Source organism: uncultured Abiotrophia sp. (assembly GCF_938010525.1).
Classification (GTDB): domain Bacteria; phylum Bacillota; class Bacilli; order Lactobacillales; family Aerococcaceae; genus Abiotrophia.
Genome location: NZ_CALLVK010000015.1, coordinates 21,387 through 38,873 on the forward strand (window position 1 = coordinate 21,387; position 17,487 = coordinate 38,873).

General features: G+C 46.2%; 14 protein-coding genes and 1 pseudogene. All 15 read left to right on the forward strand.

Going from position 1 to position 17,487, the window contains the following annotated elements; translation table 11 throughout:
• The first annotated feature begins 72 nt into the window (after positions 1-72).
• The 15 genes and pseudogenes from Q0339_RS02820 (at position 73) to Q0339_RS02890 (ending at position 17,487) form a co-directional block, all read left to right on the forward strand.
• On the forward strand, positions 73-3,054 hold the full coding sequence (locus Q0339_RS02820; RefSeq protein ID WP_298077278.1) for a DEAD/DEAH box helicase: 2,982 nt from the start codon (positions 73-75) through the stop codon (positions 3,052-3,054).
• 437 nt (positions 3,055-3,491) lie between these two features.
• Positions 3,492-4,478: an NERD domain-containing protein gene (locus tag Q0339_RS02825; protein ID WP_298077279.1), complete on the forward strand. Its 987-nt coding sequence runs from the start codon at positions 3,492-3,494 to the stop codon at positions 4,476-4,478.
• A 190-nt stretch (positions 4,479-4,668) separates the two neighbouring features.
• Positions 4,669-4,920: pseudogene (locus Q0339_RS02830) on the forward strand (replisome organizer); the annotation flags it as partial.
• 229 nt (positions 4,921-5,149) lie between these two features.
• Entirely contained in the window at positions 5,150-5,593 is a 444-nt protein-coding gene (locus Q0339_RS02835; protein ID WP_291454584.1) for a GNAT family N-acetyltransferase, read from the forward strand.
• Positions 5,594-5,619: 26 nt separating this feature from the next.
• Positions 5,620-6,024 carry a nuclear transport factor 2 family protein gene (locus tag Q0339_RS02840; RefSeq protein ID WP_070755722.1) on the forward strand — a complete coding sequence of 135 codons (405 nt, stop codon included), beginning with the start codon at positions 5,620-5,622 and terminating at the stop codon, positions 6,022-6,024.
• A 99-nt stretch (positions 6,025-6,123) separates the two neighbouring features.
• Positions 6,124-6,309 carry a transposon-encoded TnpW family protein gene (locus Q0339_RS02845; RefSeq protein ID WP_268445227.1) on the forward strand — a complete coding sequence of 62 codons (186 nt, stop codon included), beginning with the start codon at positions 6,124-6,126 and terminating at the stop codon, positions 6,307-6,309.
• 224 nt (positions 6,310-6,533) lie between these two features.
• Positions 6,534-6,989, forward strand: coding sequence for a hypothetical protein (locus Q0339_RS02850; RefSeq protein WP_291454663.1), 456 nt, complete (start codon positions 6,534-6,536; stop codon positions 6,987-6,989).
• Between the two features lie 421 nt (positions 6,990-7,410).
• Positions 7,411-8,739: an extracellular solute-binding protein gene (locus tag Q0339_RS02855; RefSeq protein WP_298077282.1), complete on the forward strand. Its 1,329-nt coding sequence runs from the start codon at positions 7,411-7,413 to the stop codon at positions 8,737-8,739.
• A 115-nt stretch (positions 8,740-8,854) separates the two neighbouring features.
• The gene (locus Q0339_RS02860; protein WP_298077283.1) at positions 8,855-9,724 is read left to right on the forward strand and encodes a sugar ABC transporter permease; all 870 of its coding nucleotides are present in this window, start codon (positions 8,855-8,857) and stop codon (positions 9,722-9,724) included.
• Positions 9,721-10,542 (forward strand): carbohydrate ABC transporter permease, encoded by an 822-nt coding sequence (locus tag Q0339_RS02865; protein ID WP_023392404.1) that lies wholly within the window; start codon positions 9,721-9,723, stop codon positions 10,540-10,542. Before Q0339_RS02860 ends, Q0339_RS02865 begins: the two co-directional genes overlap by 4 nt.
• Before the next feature lie 23 nt (positions 10,543-10,565).
• A complete protein-coding gene (locus Q0339_RS02870) occupies positions 10,566-11,606 on the forward strand; it encodes a LacI family DNA-binding transcriptional regulator (RefSeq protein ID WP_298077284.1) in 1,041 nt (346 codons plus the stop codon).
• Positions 11,599-13,935, forward strand: a complete 2,337-nt coding sequence (locus tag Q0339_RS02875) for a glycoside hydrolase family 31 protein (protein WP_298077285.1) — start codon at positions 11,599-11,601, stop codon at positions 13,933-13,935. The genes Q0339_RS02870 and Q0339_RS02875 overlap by 8 nt, the downstream gene beginning before the upstream one ends.
• An 89-nt stretch (positions 13,936-14,024) precedes the next feature.
• Positions 14,025-14,339: a hypothetical protein gene (locus tag Q0339_RS02880; RefSeq protein WP_298077286.1), complete on the forward strand. Its 315-nt coding sequence runs from the start codon at positions 14,025-14,027 to the stop codon at positions 14,337-14,339.
• 418 nt (positions 14,340-14,757) lie between these two features.
• Positions 14,758-14,892, forward strand: coding sequence for a hypothetical protein (locus Q0339_RS02885; RefSeq protein WP_291429361.1), 135 nt, complete (start codon positions 14,758-14,760; stop codon positions 14,890-14,892).
• Between the two features lie 261 nt (positions 14,893-15,153).
• The gene (locus Q0339_RS02890) at positions 15,154-17,487 is read left to right on the forward strand and encodes a glycosyl hydrolase family 65 protein (RefSeq protein ID WP_298077287.1); all 2,334 of its coding nucleotides are present in this window, start codon (positions 15,154-15,156) and stop codon (positions 17,485-17,487) included.

Sequence of the window (17,487 nt, forward strand, 5' to 3'; positions counted from 1 at the left end):
TGAAAATCCTATTAAGTTGGGAAAATTTGGAAGTGATTTGCTTCCTAGATACCTACAAAAGGAGCCCTCACCGTGTCCAATTATTTTCAATCGCAACTTACTAAATCTCTCCAGCATGGCTTCATTCATCGACATGACTATCCAGATGGCAACTTTGCCCCGCAGATTCTCATTAATAAGCCGGCCAAGGGGGCCCATGTCCTCACCGCTATTCAAGACGAACTGCTTAAGTGTGATCGTTTCTACTTCTCTGTGGCCTTTATCTCCAAGGCTGGGATTGCCATGCTTAAGACCCAGTTATCGGATCTGGCTGATCGCGGGGTAGAAGGTTATATTCTCATTTCGCCTTATCTAGGTTTCAATGATCCGGATGCTATGCGGGAATTGCTCAAGCTATCCAATGTTCAGGTGCGGCTGACCCGTGAGGAGCTTAATATGCATGCTAAGTGTTATCTCTTCCAACAGGGGGAGCGGCATGTAGTCATACTAGGTTCCTCTAACTTAACCTATACGGCCTTGAAGAAAAACTATGAATGGAACATTAAGTTGACCTCGGCTGAGAGTGGGGACTTCATCCAGAAGATGTACCAGGAATACGACCAGCTTTGGCAGGAGTCGCTGCCCTTGGACGAGCTCATCATTAATCAATATGATCTGGCTCGTCAGAAAGAGCTGACAGTGCTTGGCGAGACGCCAGGACGCGATCATCTGCCTGAACGGGATTGGCAGCGGCCACTCTTCCAACAGACGCCTCATGCCCAGGAGTCCATTGCGCCACTGACCAAAGAGCCGCTAGCGCCTTATGAGACGCAAGTCATTCGACCTAATAAGATGCAGGTCAAAGCCCTAGCCTCGCTTCAACAAGTTCGTGATCAGGGCGCCCGTCGTGCCCTAGTGGTCAGTGCGACGGGGACAGGGAAGACTTATTTGTCAGCCTTCGATGTGGAGCAATACAAGCCCCGTCGTATGCTCTTCGTGGTTCACCGCGAGCAGATTCTGCGTAAGGCTCAGTCGGACTTCCAACGGGTCATTGGTTTCCAGATGGACAAGTCCTGCATCTACCGGCCTGGTATGGACCTGGCAGGCAAGCAATATGTCTTCGTTACCATTCAGACCTTGTCGCGGGATGTTAACTTGGCGGCATTGACGCCTGATTTATTCGACTATATGCTGATTGATGAGGTCCATAAGGCAGGGGCGGCTACCTATCAGAAGGTGATCGATCACTTCAAGCCGGACTTTCTTCTAGGTATGACGGCAACGCCGGAGCGGACGGATGGTTTCAATATCTATGAGTTGTTCGACTATAACGTGGCCTATGAGATTCGACTGCAAGAAGCTCTGGACGAAGATATGCTTTGTCCCTTTATGTATTATGGGGTTAAAGATATTGAACTAGACGGCCAGCTGCTAGATGAGACCAGCGACTTCTCCCAATTAGTGGCGGATAATCGGGTCAATCACCTGATTGAGAAGGTCACCTATTACGGTGTCAGTGGCCAGACTGTCAAGGGGCTTATCTTCTGTTCGCGTAAGGACGAAGCCCATGAGCTGTCACATAAGCTTAATGAACGTGGTTACCGGACCCAAGCCCTGACCGGGGAAGATTCCCAGGAAGTCCGCCAAGATGTGGTGGCAAGATTGGAAGCGGGAGACTTGGATTATATTTTGACCGTGGACATCTTCAATGAAGGGATCGATATTCCAAGTGTCAACCAGGTTATTATGTTACGCAATACTGAGTCCAGTATCATCTTCATCCAGCAACTGGGACGTGGTCTGCGTAAGCATGACAGCAAGGAATTTGTGACCATTATTGACTTCATCGGTAATTACAAGAACAATTACCTAATCCCAATCGCCCTCTATGGCGACCGGTCTATGAACAAGGATGAGTATCGTCGTAAGCTGGTCAACCGCCAGCAGTTGAGCGGTATGACCACCATTAACTTTGAGGCCGTGGCTCGGGAGCAGATTTTCTCTTCTATTAAGCAAACCAGGTTATCCAGCATGAAGAACCTCAAGGAGGCCTATATTGAGATGCGTAATCGCAAGGGCCGGACGCCTCGTCTCATGGACTTTCTCTTGGAAGACAGCCTGGATCCTATTATTTTCTTCGAAGGAAGTCTCAAGCATTATGGGCAGGTCATTGATAAGTTTGAAGAAGATGTCGATTTTCCAAGTTCAAAAGAACTGGACCAATTCCTGCAATTTATCTGCGAAGAACTCTTGCCAGGCAAGCGGCCGCATGAAATCTGGCTTATGAAGCGCTTAGTGGAAGGGCAAGGCGATCTTGATAAGGAAGCCTTCTATGACTTTCTAGCGCAAATGAACCTGGATGTGTCGCCGGCCATTCGGCGGTCGATTGAAGGCTTCTTAGATTTGTCCTTCTTCGCTCAGACAGCCGCAGGCAGGTATGGGGAGCCCATTATTGTACCAGGGCTGCCAGTATTCCGTCTGAATGCGACCATACAGAATTTCTTACGCCATGCCTCAATTAAGGAGCTGACGCTGGATATGCTGGAGACGGCCTTGAAGCGCTCAGAGCGCTATGCTGACGACAGCCAAGACTCGCCTTTCAAGTTGGGTGAACGCTATAGCCGGAAGGATGTCTGCCACCTCCTTAATTGGAAGATTAATGTGGTGCCGCAGAATATCGGGGGCTACTTCATCGATGCCGAGACCAATACCATGCCGATTTACGTGACTTATCACAAGAGTGATGAGATCAGCGATACGACTAAGTATGAAGATGCCTTCATCAATGAGAAGATGCTGCATTATTTCTCCAAGAGCAAGCGACGCCTGGAATCCAATGACGTTCAACAAATGATGAATGCGGATGAAACGGGCCTGGCCATGCACCTCTTCATTAAGAAGGACAATAGCGAAGGGACCGACTTCTATTATCTGGGGCGGGTGCATTATCAGAAAGGATCGGCTCTTCAAGAGGTCATGGAAAATGGCGGGCAATCTGTTACAGTCGTCTCCATGAACTTAGAGTTAGAGCACGAAGTCCCTTATTCGCTCTACCATTATCTCAATAATAACTAGACAGCTAGTTTTACGAGAGCCCAGCGCAAGTCAATTGCACTGGGCTTCTCTATTTAATGGGGTAGGCAGCATCTATTTTTAAGCCAGTCCATAGATAGTCGGAATAATGGACTGGCTGCATGAAGAAGCGAGCAAATCGCGCTAATTTCCCCGAAATCTTTAGAGCCAGTCCATAGATAGCCAGAACAATGGACTGGCTGCATGGAGAAGCGAGCAAATCGCGCAAGTTTCCTCGAAATGTCTAGAGCCAGTCCATAGATAGCCAGATCAATGGACTGGCCCTAATAAAAAATGATAGCAAGGTAGAATTTTCAATTTTCCATTAGCTAGTAGCTCTCATCAAACTTTTATCCAAGAGACTAGTGCAAAATCAACTAGTTTGGGTATATATAGAGGGAGGGTATTTCCTCTGTAGACTTGATTAGAAAGAAGGATTAATGATGAGGGCAGCTTCTCTTGATTTAGCATTTTTGCGCTTGCTTAAAGAACGCTATGTATTAAGTGATGATGAGTCCATGCGCCTGTCTCGATTGGAAAAAGGCTATGCGGGCGAATGTCGATTAGATGCTAGTATTGAAAAGTTTGGGTTAGGACCCTTTTTGCTGAAAGACTTGTGGATTACGGAAGGTAAGCTACCAGCGACTGGTTGTCAAATAGACGCCATCCTAGCGGTAAATAATCAATTAGTGATAATTGAATGTAAAGATTTTTCAGGACGCTTCTCTTATTCCCCCTATCATAGTAAATTAAATGGCTATCCTTATGACAATGATTTACAAGGTCAAGCGCAACGACAGCGCCAGTATATCCGGAAGTTCTTTCAGTCCAAGGGGCTTGCGCCAATGCCAATTAAGGCCCTTGTAGTATTCATAAATCCTGACATAGTATTAGAAAATAGACCTGGCAATTTTCTGACTTTAGCAGATTGGCAAGAGTTCTTGGCTCGTTTGTCATCCTATCAACCGCAGGTAATTTCACCTGAGTATTGGCAAGTGCTACGAGCATGCCAATACCAAAATCCATATCGGCCACGTCGTCTGTCTTCTGTTGAACAAGCAGGGGTGGCTACTGGAATTTTTTGCCAAAATTGTGGGAAACGAATGACAGAGCAGTCACGCTATAAATGTCATTGTCTACACTGTGGCCATCGTGAGGGGAAATCTCACGCATATTTGCGAACCATCTATGAATTTGCAATTCTCTACCATGGCGCCGATCTTACCTTAAAAGAAATAATCAAATTTTTTGGAGATAAGGCAAATAGAGATTTGATAGCGAAGCTGCTAGTACACCATGCTGAGAGCCTAGGGCGAGGCCGTAATGCTAAGCATCGCATAGTAAATCCTCATCTGAAATGGCACGACCTTAAGGAGAATCCACTGAAGAAGCTACCCTTACATGGCAGTTCGGAGAAAGAGGGCTAGTCAGGGGTAGTTTAACCGGAGTGCTATCGTGCCTCCAGTCCATAGATAGGCAGAACGATGGACTGGGGCGGTTATAAAGTGCGGAAAACCCTCGAAATGGGCTTTGCCTCGTGTAGCCAGTCCATAGATAGGCGGAACAATGGACTGGCTCCGCCCATGAACAAGCCCCCCACCCCCAAACTCAAAAACCTACGGGGAATTTCATAATGTCAACTTAAGCGATGAAGAATATCAAAGACTAAAGTAAAAGTTAAAAAGCCACACAAATACAATGATTGAAAAGCTATCAAGGTATATGCAAAGCAGTGGTAAAACCTATCAAGACCATTATGCAACCTTGCTTCATTGGTATGAGAAAGATGAGGAAGAATTGCGAAAGAAAACAAATGATAGAAGCAAAGCTCCGACGATTGAAGAATATATGATAGGAGATCATCTTTAAGATATGCTTAAAAGACGGTGCAAGCACTCTATTTTGTTTCTAAATGCAAAATAGGTAAAAAGGATAAGCCGAGAGAGAAAAAGAGCCTTAAAACGATTGCCACCGTTTTGTAGTGGGTTTACTAAAAATATTCCTTTATGGTATTTGGAAATGGAAAGGCTTGGAATTTATTGGTATAATAAAATTTAGGAGAAATAAAACATCATTGATTTGAAAGGTATTCACATTGATAGAAATAAGAGAAGTTGTAGGAAATAAGAAGCGGTTTTTATCGCTTTTATTATTGGCAGATGAACAAGAAGATATGATCGACAGATATATAGCAGATGGCACAATGTATGTTTTAGACGATAATGGAGTAAAGGGCGGGTGTGTTGTCCTAAATGTGGGGAATAATACTCTCGAAATTAAAAATATCGCCATTCATCCGGATTATCAAAGAAAAGGATACGGACAGGCTTTCATTGATTTTATTATAGAGAAATACAAAGGGGAATATTCCGTATTGCAAGTGGGAACGGGAGAAAGTCAGACTACCATCCCTTTTTATGAAAAATGTGGCTTTATTCGTTCTCATATCATCAAGAATTTTTTTATAGATAATTATGAACATCCGATTTACGAAGAAGGTGTCCAATTAGTAGATAGGATTTATCTAAAAATGGATTTATAAGTCCGAGCATTAGGAGCGTGATAAATATGAAAAACCGAGAGAAGATCATTAGCTTATGGTTTGATATGTGGCTCAAACAACAAGATTTAGGAATAGACGATATATTTGCGGAAGATGTTGTTTATACTGAAAGTTGGTGTCCTAAATATGAAAATCGAGCAACTGTAAAGCATTGGTTTAATGAGTGGAATACAAGAGGAAAAGTGCTTGCGTGGGATATAAAGCAGTTTTTCCATAGTGAACATCAAACAGTTGTTGAATGGTACTTCAAAAGTAAGATGAATGATGGAAGAATAGAAGGATTTGATGGTATATCGTTGGTTGAGTGGACAAAGGAGAATAAAATCAAGAAACTAAAAGAATTTGGCTGCAACATCAATCATTATAATCCATATGAAAATAGTGAGAAACCTCAATTTAGAGATGATTGAGCTTCTTGGTTTTAGAACTAATTTCAAAATATTGGTAAGAGCGATTAGAAAATAAAAAATCTAATCGCTTTTTTTATTTCAACGAGGAAAGGAGAATTTATGGAAGAACTGAAAAACACAGATAAAAAAGGCATTAGCACAAAGAGAAAGATTGGAAAGACCACCTATGAGGTTGTTGTCCATTTCGATGAAAATGCAACTGAAACAATGCAAGATAAACTTACAAGAATAATGCTGAGGGAGCTTAGGAGAAAATCGAATGAAAAAAAAGATGATTTTGATTAAAAAGTCCTTTACAAGTGGCAATAGGTGTAACTAGCTCAAGCGACTTCATCGTAGACGGTGACGGCATCGCGGCGGATGCCAGAGCAACTTCTCGCTTAATAAAGCACCTCTCCATTTACCTCTTGTGCTAAGATTTGCTATAATCAGATTAGTAATTACTTAAGCGGTGTTAGCGGTAAGGATTTTAGAGTACACCCTAGCCACCTTAACAAAGGAGTAATATCATGACCGACCAATTTTCTTCCATTCAAGAGCAAGGGCGCAAGCAACGTGCGCGCTATAAGTCCTTCTACCTACTCACAAGAATCCTACTGCTTGCTGGACTCGTTTTGCTGAGATTCCTACAGATGCAGGCTTCGATTAAGCCTACCAGCCTCAATTCAATCCTAGTCTTCGTAGTATATTTCGCCATTCAAGTCGTCCTATTATCAGAGCGCTTTGCTCACAAGTCGCAAGGGCTAATCATTGCCGTGCTCATTCTGGAAGTCCTCTATGTCATTCATCTATTGGCGCATGTGATTTTTGACTGGCTAAATTCCGCCCTAGTCAGAAGTGCCAACTTCCAAGCTGACCTATTAGTGCCACAAGTCGTCCTGCCGACCTTATTTTGCTTGATAGGCTTATTCTCCCTAGTCCTAGTCTGGCGCTGGTGGCGCTCCTTCCGCAAGTCCCAAGCCTAGCTCCTCAGATTTATCCAGGAAACCGGGTAAAAGCCCCGATTCCGTGTGAGCCAGTGGTCCACTTTCCAGAGTGGACCACTGGCTCCATTGATTTGGCCGAGAAACAGGGGAAATCGCCGATTTCGTATGAGCTAGTGGTCCACTTTCCAGAGTGGACCACTAGCTCCGTTGATTTGGCCATAAACGGGGTGAAATCGCCGATTTTGTGCGAGCTAGTGGACCACTTTCCAGAGTGGACCACTAGCTCCTCAGTTTTAGCCTGAAACCAAAGAAAAGTCTGGCCCACTAGCTCGGCGGTTTTAGACAGAAAAGAGGAATTTCCTCTAAAACAAAAAGAAAGCGCTTGACAAAGTCTAAGCCGAGTGCTACACTCAAGTAAAGGTTAAACGTTTAACCTAAACACGAGAAAGGACTGTTCCCTATGAAAAAACCGTTGATGAAGTCACTGCTTGTGGCCTTTTCTGCTTTGTTAGCTACCAGTGTGGTGCCCCTCAGCTCTGCTCAGGCTAACGACACGCTCGGCCAGAAAGTCCAATATGATACCAAGGCGCCTGTCAATGATGGCAAGGATGTCAGCATTCAGTATTGGACCTGGAATGACGGCGACCCAGCTATCAAGTTAGCGGAGTCCTACCAAAAGTTACACCCTAATGTCAAAATTGAAGTGGTTAACCATCCTTGGGATGATTACTGGACCAAGTTGCCATTGGCCTTACAAGGTTCGGATGGTCCAGCCATTTTCAATATTCATAACTCCCAAGACAAGTTGCTATCAAGCTACCTAGAAGCTTATGATATTCCAACCGAAGATCTCAAGGCAGACTTCACCGGGGTAGAGCCTCATGTCGTAGACGGTAAGGTTAACTATATCGATATTGTCATGAATACGGGCAATATCTACTATAACAAGAAGATGTGGCAAGCAGCCGGTTTAACGGACAAGGACATTCCTAAGACCTGGGATGAGTTCCGCCAAGTGGCTAAGAAATTAACCATCAAGGAAGGCGACAACCTAGTTCAAGCCGGCTTCAACTGGAATGGCTCCTATGCTGGCCTCTATCAAGGCCTCAACTATCAAAAGGGGACCCTACTCTTCCAAGAAGATGGCACCACCCCTAACTATAATAACGAGACAACCAAAGAAAACCTCAAGTTCCTCGTGGACCTCTATGAGGTGGATGGCGTGGGTTCCAAGGACTTCGGGACCGACGATACCCAAAGTTTCGGTAACCAGCAATCTGCTATGGTTTACAAATGGGGTTGGTTCGCTAACGAGCTCAAGACCAAGTATCCAGATGTGGAATACGGCGTCTTCGCGACTCCAACCTTCAGCAAGGATCAGCCTTTTGCTTATGACCGCTACAACGGCGAAAGCACCCCAGGTATTAACAAGAACCAATCAGAAGAACAAAGAAAAGTGGCCCAAGACTTCCTCAAGTATCTCTTGGCTAACGACCAATACTCACTAGAAGCAGCTAAAGCCTATGCTTCTTATCCAACCAAGAATAGCGTCCAAGAAGATCAATCACTCAAGTCAGACCCTGTCTTATCTGTGATTGCGCCACGTATCAAGAAGTTGATTTGGCCTGGCCCATTCCCTGCTACCATGGAAACCAGTGCCAAGAAGGCAGCCGAAGAAGTACTCTATAATGGCGTGGATTTGGATTCAGCCTTAGAAAATGCGCAACGTCAAATGGAACGCGACATGCGCAATGAGTCCTTCAAGTCGCTAGAATCAGCTTATCAATAAGAATAGAGAATAGCAGATCTGCCCTAGGCCACTCGGCATGAGGCAGCATCTCAATCTGAGAGTGAGGGGGTAGTCAGCTACTCACTCACTCTCGTTGTTAAAAGGAGTTAAAATCATGAATATCCTGAAAAAACAACTCAACTTTCGTAATGTGTCGGTCCTCTTCCTGATAGTTTATTTTGCCGTCTTCCTCTTCTATCCCATTTATAAGGCCTTTGCCGGGAGTCTGCATGACTGGAATCCGCTGACCCAGAAGTACAACTATATTGGTTGGGAGAACTATCGCTTCGTATTAGGGGATAAGCTCTTTTGGAAGTCGCTGACTAATACCTTGTTCTTTACCGCTATCTCGACCGTCTTGCGGTTGGCAGTGGGCTTGGCCTTGGCTCTCATGCTCTTCTCGCGCATGACCAAGATGCGGACCTTCTTCCAAGGCCTCTTCTATATGCCGACTGTCACCCCAATGGTGGCTGTCTCCTTCGTCTGGATGTGGATGTTTAATCCTCAGTTTGGGCTCATTAATCGCTTCTTCCATCTGGACATCAACTGGCTTAAGAACTCTAACTGGGCCATGATTGCTATTATCATCATGACCGTCTGGAAAGATTTTGGCTATGCGACGGTCCTCTTCCTAGCGGGGCTCATGGGCCTACCGGAAGAGGTCTATGAAGCCAGTCGCATTGATGGGGCCAATGCTTGGCAGACCTTCAAGAATATTACTCTGCCCTTGCTCAAGCCAGTGACTCTCTTCGTCACCATCACCTCCCTCATTTCCTACTTCCAAACCTATATTCAAATTCTGATTATGACGGATGGGGGACCGGGGACTTCGACCTTTGTCATTTCCTACTTAATCTATGATGAGGCCTTCGTCAACTATAACTTTGGGACGGCTTCGGCCATTGCGGTCATTCTCTTCGTCGTCATTGCCATTCTAACGCTCTTAATGTTCCGTTATATGGATATGGGAGGTGACCAACAATGAAATCAAAAGGTATCTTAAGCCTGATTTTGAATCTGATTTTGGCGGCTTTGGCCATTATCACCATTATTCCCTTTATCTGGATGCTGGTGTCTTCCTTTGCACCTAATAGTGAGATTGTCAAGTTAGGTGGGGGTCTCTTCCCAGGCATGTCCACCTTCAACAACTACACCAATATCCAGGAAAAATTCAATTTCATGGGCATGTTCTGGAATAGCTTGATGATTTCGGTGACCATTACGGCCATTATTATCTATACTTCCGCGCTCTTTGGCTTTATCTTCGCCAAGTTCACCTTCAAAGGCAAATCCTTGCTCTTTGCGGTGGTCATGAGTACTATGATGTTGCCATGGGCCGTGACCATTATTCCTAAATATGAGATGATGGTTAAGTTCGGTTGGCTGGATTCCTATAAGTCTCTGATTATCCCAAGTATGGTCAGCGGCTTCGGGATTTTCATGTTCAAACAAAGTATCTCAGGCATCTCCAATGAGCTGATTGAAGCGGCACGGGTCGATGGGGGTTCGGATTTCTACATCTTCCATCGCCTGATCTTGCCGATGTCACGTAACACCATTTCCAGTTTAGCCATTTTCCAATTCCTATGGAGTTGGGAAGATTTCCTCTGGCCTTACTTGATGATTAACACCAAGTCCAAGCAACTCTTGGCGGTAGGTTTACGTCAATTCAATGGCCAGTATGGCACCGACTACGGCGGCCTCTTCGCTGCCACGACTATTTCAATCATTCCGATTGTCATTGTCTATATTATTTTCCAAAAACGATTTATTGCCGGGATTGCGACAGGTTCCAGCAAATAATCGTCAGATTTGAGGCGACCCCAATGAAAAAAGCAACCCTAAAAGACATTGCCCAAGCCGCCAATGTCAGTATCGCGACCGTATCCAATGTCTTGAATGACCGCCACCACAAGGTTTCTCAGGAGACGGTGGTCCAGATTCAAGCCCTGGCACAGGAGCTGCAATACACGCCCAACCTCAATGCCAAAGCCCTAGTAACTAAGGCTTCGCGCTTGGTCAGCGTCTTGTTCTATAGTGGCGGACGGGATTTTAATTATTCCGACCCTTTTGTGGCCTCCCTCCTAGAGGGCATTGAGCGCATTGCCAGGCAAGAAAACTACTACATCCTGCTTCATAATATAGAGAGCCTAGAGGCCGTCCACCAAGTCAGACGCCAGTGGGCCTTTGCAGGTCATATCGTGGTGGGCTGTGATGCTCATATGGCAGCGGCTATGATAGAAAGTGTCAGTGAGCCCTTGGTCTTCATTGATACTTATTTGACGGCGCAAGGCCAGGCCCTAGTAGAGGCTTCTGACCATGTGCAGCTGCTCAACTCCAAGGACTATGACCTAGCCTATGCCGGGGTGGAATTGCTAGCCCGCAGCCAGGGCTTGGACCTAGCCTTCTTAAGCTATCCATTTGACCCTGACCAAGTAGGGGTTATTCAGGCCCGCTATGCGGGGGCCAATGCGGCCTATCAGGCGGCTGGCGGGCAGGGGGATTTGCCCATCTACCTCAACACTAAATTGGATGACTTGATTAAGGACCTGTCTAACTACCAGGGCCTGATGGTGACCGCCGATGTCTTGGCTATGGAATTAGTCAAGGTCAGCCAAAGCCAGCTAGGGCAGTGGGACCCAAATCGGCGCCTCATGAGTTTTGATAACATTCCTTATCTTCAGTATTTGGCGACCGAGGTCAATACTATTGACCTCAATCAGGTTCACAAGGGGGAAGAGGCCATGGCTAGCTTGAGTCGCGTCTTGCCGTCAGGTCAGACCGCTCACGACCAGCGCCAGCAATATATCCCCGCCAACCTCATTAACAAGAATTTATCCTTAGAAGGGAGTACTAGCCATGATTAAAGCTGTCTATGGAGACTATCAGCCTTTGGCGGCGCCGGGGGCCATTATTCAGGGCTCCAATTATCGCTTCACCATCTTAACTTCCCGCCTGATTCGGGCCGAGTATAGTCCAACCGGGACCTTCTATGATGGCCAGACCCAGACGGTCTTGAACCGGGACTTTCCTGTGCCCCATTATGAAATCCGGGAGCGGGAGGACCTCCTGGAAATTATCACCGACCATGTGCTCATTCAATATGACAAGCAGGCCTTCTCGAGAGAGGGCTTGGTCTTCAAGCTACGGGGTTACTTCAGTATCTACCACAGTGATTGGCATTACGGCGACCCTATCCAAGACTTGGGTGGGACGGCTCAAACCTTGGACCACGCCAATGGGGCGATACCGCTGGAGCGGGGGCTTATGTCCCGCTTTGGCTTCAGTGTTCTGGATGACAGCCAGAGTCTGCAACTGACTCAGGATGGTTGGTACCAGGTCAAGCAAGGCGACAGCCAAGACTTCTATTACTTTGGCTATGGCCATGACTACCGGGCTTGCTTGGCCGACTTCTATCGCTTGACTGGGCCCCAGCCCCTCCTGCCTAAGTATGCCTTGGGCAACTGGTGGAGTCGCTTCTATCGCTATAGCGAGGCGACCTATCGCCAGCTGATTGAACGTTTTGAAGCCGAGGGCCTGCCCTTCACCGTGGCGGTCATCGACATGGACTGGCATGTGGTCTCCGTTCCGCCTCAATATGGCAGCGGCTGGACCGGCTACACCTGGAATGAGGAACTCTTCCCGGACCCTGCTGGCTTTATGGCCTGGCTCCACCAGCATGGGCTACGCATCACTCTTAATGTCCATCCGTCTGATGGAGTGCGGCCTTTTGAGTCCATGTACGAGCAAATGGCCCAAGAGCTGGGCCTGGACTGGGAGGGTGGCGAATATGTGGTCTTCGACCCGACCTCAGCTCGCTTCCTAGAAGCTTATTTCAAACACCTGCACCATCCAAAAGAAGAGCAGGGGGTAGACTTCTGGTGGATTGACTGGCAACAAGGCCAGACCGTCAAGGGCGTGGACCCACTCTGGGTGCTCAACCACTATCACTACCACGATATTCAAGCCCGTGGCCCTCAAGGCATTACCTTCTCGCGTTATGCCGGACCGGGTAGCCACCGCTATCCAGTGGGCTTCTCGGGCGACAGCCACATGACCTGGGAATCGCTGGACTTCCAGCCTTATTTCACGGCGACGGCCAGCAATATCGGCTATGGTTGGTGGAGTCATGATATCGGCGGCCACATCTTCGGCTACCGCGACAATGAGCTGGCCTTGCGCTGGTACCAGCTGGGTGTCTTTTCTCCGATTATGCGTCTGCATAGCTCGTCTTCAGAATTCCTAGGCAAAGAACCCTGGCGCTATCCGGAGCCATATGCTAGCAGCATGAAGGACTACTTGCGCCTGCGACACCGGCTCCTGCCTTACCTCTATAGCATGAACTACCGGGCGGCCTATCAGGCTCAGCCCCTGATTGAGCCGCTCTACTATCAGCACCCTGAAGAGGAGGCGGCCTATGAGATTGCGAATCAATATTATTTTGGTAGCCAAATCATGGTCATGCCTCTGACCCAGCCGCGTCATCAGCGCAGTCTCTGTTCCCGCTTCGATGGCTGGTTGCCGGAAGGGACCTGGTATGATATTCAGACTGGCTTGCGCTATAGTGGGGGCCGGCGCTTATCGATTTATCGGCCGCTGGAACGCATGGGGCTCTTCGCCAAGGCGGGCGCCATCCTGCCTCTGTCTGGGGAGGATGGGACTGACAATTCGCTAGCTAATCCAAGCGTCTTGGACATCAAGGTCTTCACTGGTGCCGATGGCCATTTCGACTTGGTGGAAGAGGCTGAAGCTGTAGCTGATGGCACAGCCTTCCTCACGACTGGGCTGACCTTTGTCGATGGCAAAGCATTCAAGCTTGAGCCTCAAGGGACTGGGCTTCGGACCTATGAGCTAACCTTTATAGGGGCTTGTTTGACGGACCTAGAGCTAGCGGGCCAGGGTCGCCTAGTTGATGTTAGCCACAATGACCAGGGCGACAGCCTGGTGCGCCTTGAAGCTGATGGGCCTGCCAGCCTCTCCTTCAAGCAAACGCCGCGTGAATCGCAGCAAGTGCGTTTAGAGGTCATTTTCTCTTATATCGAGCAAGCCCAAATGGAAAACCAGGCCAAGGACCAAATCTGGGCCCTGGTCAAGAAGGACATGCCGCTAGCCTATAAGATGCTAGAACTCCAAGGATTAGGCTTAGAGCCGGAGCTTGTGGAGCCCGTTATTGAGTTGCTAGTGACGGAGCCTTAGCCCTCGCCCCGAGCTAGTGGTCCACTCCGTCGAGTGGACCACTAGCTCAGGCTTTTAGGCCAGAAAAGGGCGGTTTGCGCCGAAATTAGATGAGCCAGTGGTCCACTTTGTCGAGTGGACCACTAGCTAAAGGCTTTAGTCCGGAAAAAGGGTGGTTTAGGCTGAAATTGAACGGGTCGGTGACCCTCTCCTTCAAGCATACGTCGCGAGACTTGCAGCAAGTCCGTTTAGAGGTCATTTTCGCCTATATTGAGCAAGCCCAAATGGAGAACCAGGCCAAGGACCAAATCTGGGCCCTGGTTAAAAAGGACATGCCGCTCGCCTATAAGATGCTAGAACTCCAAGGCCTAGGCTTAGAGCCGGAGGTAATTGAGCCCGTTATTGAGTTGCTGGTGACGGAGTGAGTTAATAGTGATTAATTAGCTTATAGTGTGGATGAAGATCTTACTTCACCCACACTATTTTTTTCTGCAGAACTAAAACGTTTTAGGAAAACGCTTGCTTTTTGCTTCTGATGATGCTATGATAGGTTTAACGAAAACGTTTTAGTGGGGTGGGTTTATGGTTAAAGTCATTAGAATCCTCACGGGCTTAATTGATTTAATCATTGCCTATCTCGCTCTATATCTTGTGATGACTCTGCTTGGAGTTCAGGAGACTAGTCGTGACTTGTTGGCGCAAGTCCTCTATATACTTTACGGTGTAATCTTCTCATCCTCTTTTTCTGGGAAGACGATTGGTCGATTTTTTGCTCATTTACACTTGGACTATTATCGTTCGGATCAATCCTTCCTGTGTTTAATCTCAAGGGAAGTGAGTAAAATGTTATACTTTTTGCCTGCTTGGATTGGTTGGTTCTTTATTGCAGTGACGCTAGTCCTCTTTGCCAAGCAAGGACGCTATTTGCACGATATCATTGGACAGACCTATGTTAAGGTGGATGAAGCATATGAATGAGCCAATCGAAACATCTCCATTAGCGCATATACCAACACTCCCTTTGCTCTTATTGGTCATTATTTCATATCTAGGTATGACCTATCTCGCGAAAATTTCTGATGGCTACTTTAAATGGCGGTCTTTTCTGCTTATGCAAGTAGGACTTAGTCTGGTAGCTTTATTTCTCAAACTAAACTTGGTGTTAGTTCTAGGCTTAGTTTTTTTTGACGCTGTCCTCTATATTTTTAAGTTGTCTAAGTATTGATGAAGGAGGTCGCTATGGAAAATATTGAATACTTGACTGGGAAAGTAAAAGGAATAAGAGAGTCCAGATTCCAATCAAAATGGATTCGAAAATTTGAGACCATTTTCGCGCAAGGTAATGGCTATATGGGGATACGCGCGTCAACTGAGGAACGATATATCAATGAAAAGCGAGGTGCTTTCATTGCAGGAAATTTCAATCAGTTTGATGAGAATGAAGTGACTGAATTAGCCAACTGTCCTGATATGACTGCAGTGGAGATTAAGGTTAATGGCAACAGAATTAACCTAGATTCGGGCCAAGTTGAAGATTATAGGCGACAAATAGACTTAATGACGGGTGAGGTTACACGCCACTTTAAGTGGGGACTAGATGAAGTTAGACTAGAATGGTCCTCCAAGCGCTTCGTTTCACTAAAAGATCTTCATGCTTTTTGTCATCACATTGAGTTAAGGAATTGTTCCAACAAGTCAGTGACAGTCGAGATAGTATCCGGGATTGATGGGCAAATCACTAATAGTGGGGCCCAGCACTTTACAGAAGGTGAGAAGCGACTACGCGACAATGTTTTTCTGCAGATGCTAGCCACAACAAGCCAATCCAAGAAAAGCCTAGTGACGACCTTATCCCATCGATTAAAAATTGAGGGAGAAGAGGCAAGTGTTGACCAGAGGTTCGATATACAGCGTCGACGTCTTCTAATGAACTATAAGCTAACCTTAGAACCTAATAGTCGTCTGGAACTTGAGAGATACGGGACCTATCATACGGATTTTGATTTAGATCGAGATTCCAATCTCTCGCTAGAAGATTGGGCTTGGGAAGATAATCGATGTATCTATCAAATTGGCTATGATCAATTGTTAGACCAATCTCGAGCAAAATGGCATCGCGATGTTTGGCAATCGACACCTATTCACATTCAATCAAGCAGGGCTATGGACGACCTAGCTCTTTACTTCGCTAAATATCATCTTCAAATTATGACGCCAGCACATGATGAAAGGATGAATATTGGGGCTAAAGGTTTAAGTGGAGAGGGATACAAGGGACATACTTTCTGGGATACTGAATTATTCATGTTGCCTTACTTCACTTATTCGCAACCTACTACAGCAAGAAGTCTCTTAAAATATCGTTACCTTGGATTAGAAGGTGCGCATGTCAAGGCACGAGATAATGGCTACCAGGGTGCCCAATATCCTTGGGAGGCTGCCTGGCCAAGTGATGGCGAGACAACCCCAGTCTGGGGAGCGGCAGATATTATTAAGGGCACCGCAACCAAAATCTGGTCGGGATTCATCGAGCAACACATTACTGGTGATGTGGCCTTTGCTGTTCAACAGTATGTTGATATTACGGATGATCAAGACTTCATGAAACAATATGGTTATGAAATTATCTTGGATACGGCTAAGTTTTGGGCCTCACGCTTAAACTATAACGATCAAGCTAATCGCTATGAAATCTGGGATGTCATCGGCCCCGATGAATACAAAGAGCATGTTAACAACAATGCCTTTACTAATTATATTGCGCATTGGAATATGCAGCGTGCCTTAAGTCTGATTGCCGAACTCAGAGCGGAGCAAGAGCAAGTTTATCAAGAGCTAGATCGAGCTTTAGATTTAGAGCATTTAGAGACAGAGCTCAGTGATAAATTAAAACTCTTTTACCTACCTCAGCTTAACCAAGCAGGGATTTTACCTCAAGATGATAGCTATCTTGATAAGCAGGTAATTGACCTAAGTCCCTATAAGAATCAACTAGAAGTAGGCAGTCTCTTTAAGGTATATAATTTAGAGCAAGTTAATCAGATGCAGGTTTCTAAGCAAGCGGATGTCCTCTTATTAATCTTCTTGTTTGAACACTTGTTTGATAGGGAGGCTAAGCTAGCCAATTGGCACTATTATGAACCCAAAACAACACATGATTCCTCACTATCGCTGTCCACTCATAGCATCTTAGCATCGGACTTGGGGGACCAGGCACTCGCCTATAGGCTTTTTAATGAGGCGATTAGCATCGATATGGGTAGCTTAATGACGTCATCAGATGATGGCATTCATGCTGCATCCCTTGGAGGAATATGGCAAATGGTAGTGTTTGGTTTTGGTGGTCTACGTTGCATTGATGGGAAGTTGCGCATTCAACCGCATTTGCCAGCAGAGTGGCACCATTTGCACTACACTATTTTCTGGAAAGGAGTGAAGCTAGAAGTTAATGTGCAACCCAAGTCCTTTAGTGTGACTAATTATTCGGAATCAAAGTCAGTCAATTTCTTACATCATAATCGTGAGATTGAAATCGCACCGCAAACTACAATCGAGTTACAGGAGGAAAACTAG

What these genes read in the sequence shown, in the direction of transcription:
- Q0339_RS02825 (WP_298077279.1), top strand. Translation starts at nt 3,492, where the DNA reads ATGATGAGGGCAGCTTCTCTTGATTTAGCATTTTTGCGCTTGCTTAAA.
- Q0339_RS02840 (WP_070755722.1), top strand. Translation starts at nt 5,620, where the DNA reads ATGAAAAACCGAGAGAAGATCATTAGCTTATGGTTTGATATGTGGCTC.
- Q0339_RS02845 (WP_268445227.1), top strand. Translation starts at nt 6,124, where the DNA reads ATGGAAGAACTGAAAAACACAGATAAAAAAGGCATTAGCACAAAGAGA.
- Q0339_RS02850 (WP_291454663.1), top strand. Translation starts at nt 6,534, where the DNA reads ATGACCGACCAATTTTCTTCCATTCAAGAGCAAGGGCGCAAGCAACGT.
- Q0339_RS02855 (WP_298077282.1), top strand. Translation starts at nt 7,411, where the DNA reads ATGAAAAAACCGTTGATGAAGTCACTGCTTGTGGCCTTTTCTGCTTTG.
- Q0339_RS02860 (WP_298077283.1), top strand. Translation starts at nt 8,855, where the DNA reads ATGAATATCCTGAAAAAACAACTCAACTTTCGTAATGTGTCGGTCCTC.
- Q0339_RS02865 (WP_023392404.1), top strand. Translation starts at nt 9,721, where the DNA reads ATGAAATCAAAAGGTATCTTAAGCCTGATTTTGAATCTGATTTTGGCG.
- Q0339_RS02870 (WP_298077284.1), top strand. Translation starts at nt 10,566, where the DNA reads ATGAAAAAAGCAACCCTAAAAGACATTGCCCAAGCCGCCAATGTCAGT.
- Q0339_RS02875 (WP_298077285.1), top strand. Translation starts at nt 11,599, where the DNA reads ATGATTAAAGCTGTCTATGGAGACTATCAGCCTTTGGCGGCGCCGGGG.
- Q0339_RS02880 (WP_298077286.1), top strand. Translation starts at nt 14,025, where the DNA reads ATGAGCCAGTGGTCCACTTTGTCGAGTGGACCACTAGCTAAAGGCTTT.
- Q0339_RS02885 (WP_291429361.1), top strand. Translation starts at nt 14,758, where the DNA reads ATGTTATACTTTTTGCCTGCTTGGATTGGTTGGTTCTTTATTGCAGTG.
- Q0339_RS02890 (WP_298077287.1), top strand. Translation starts at nt 15,154, where the DNA reads ATGGAAAATATTGAATACTTGACTGGGAAAGTAAAAGGAATAAGAGAG.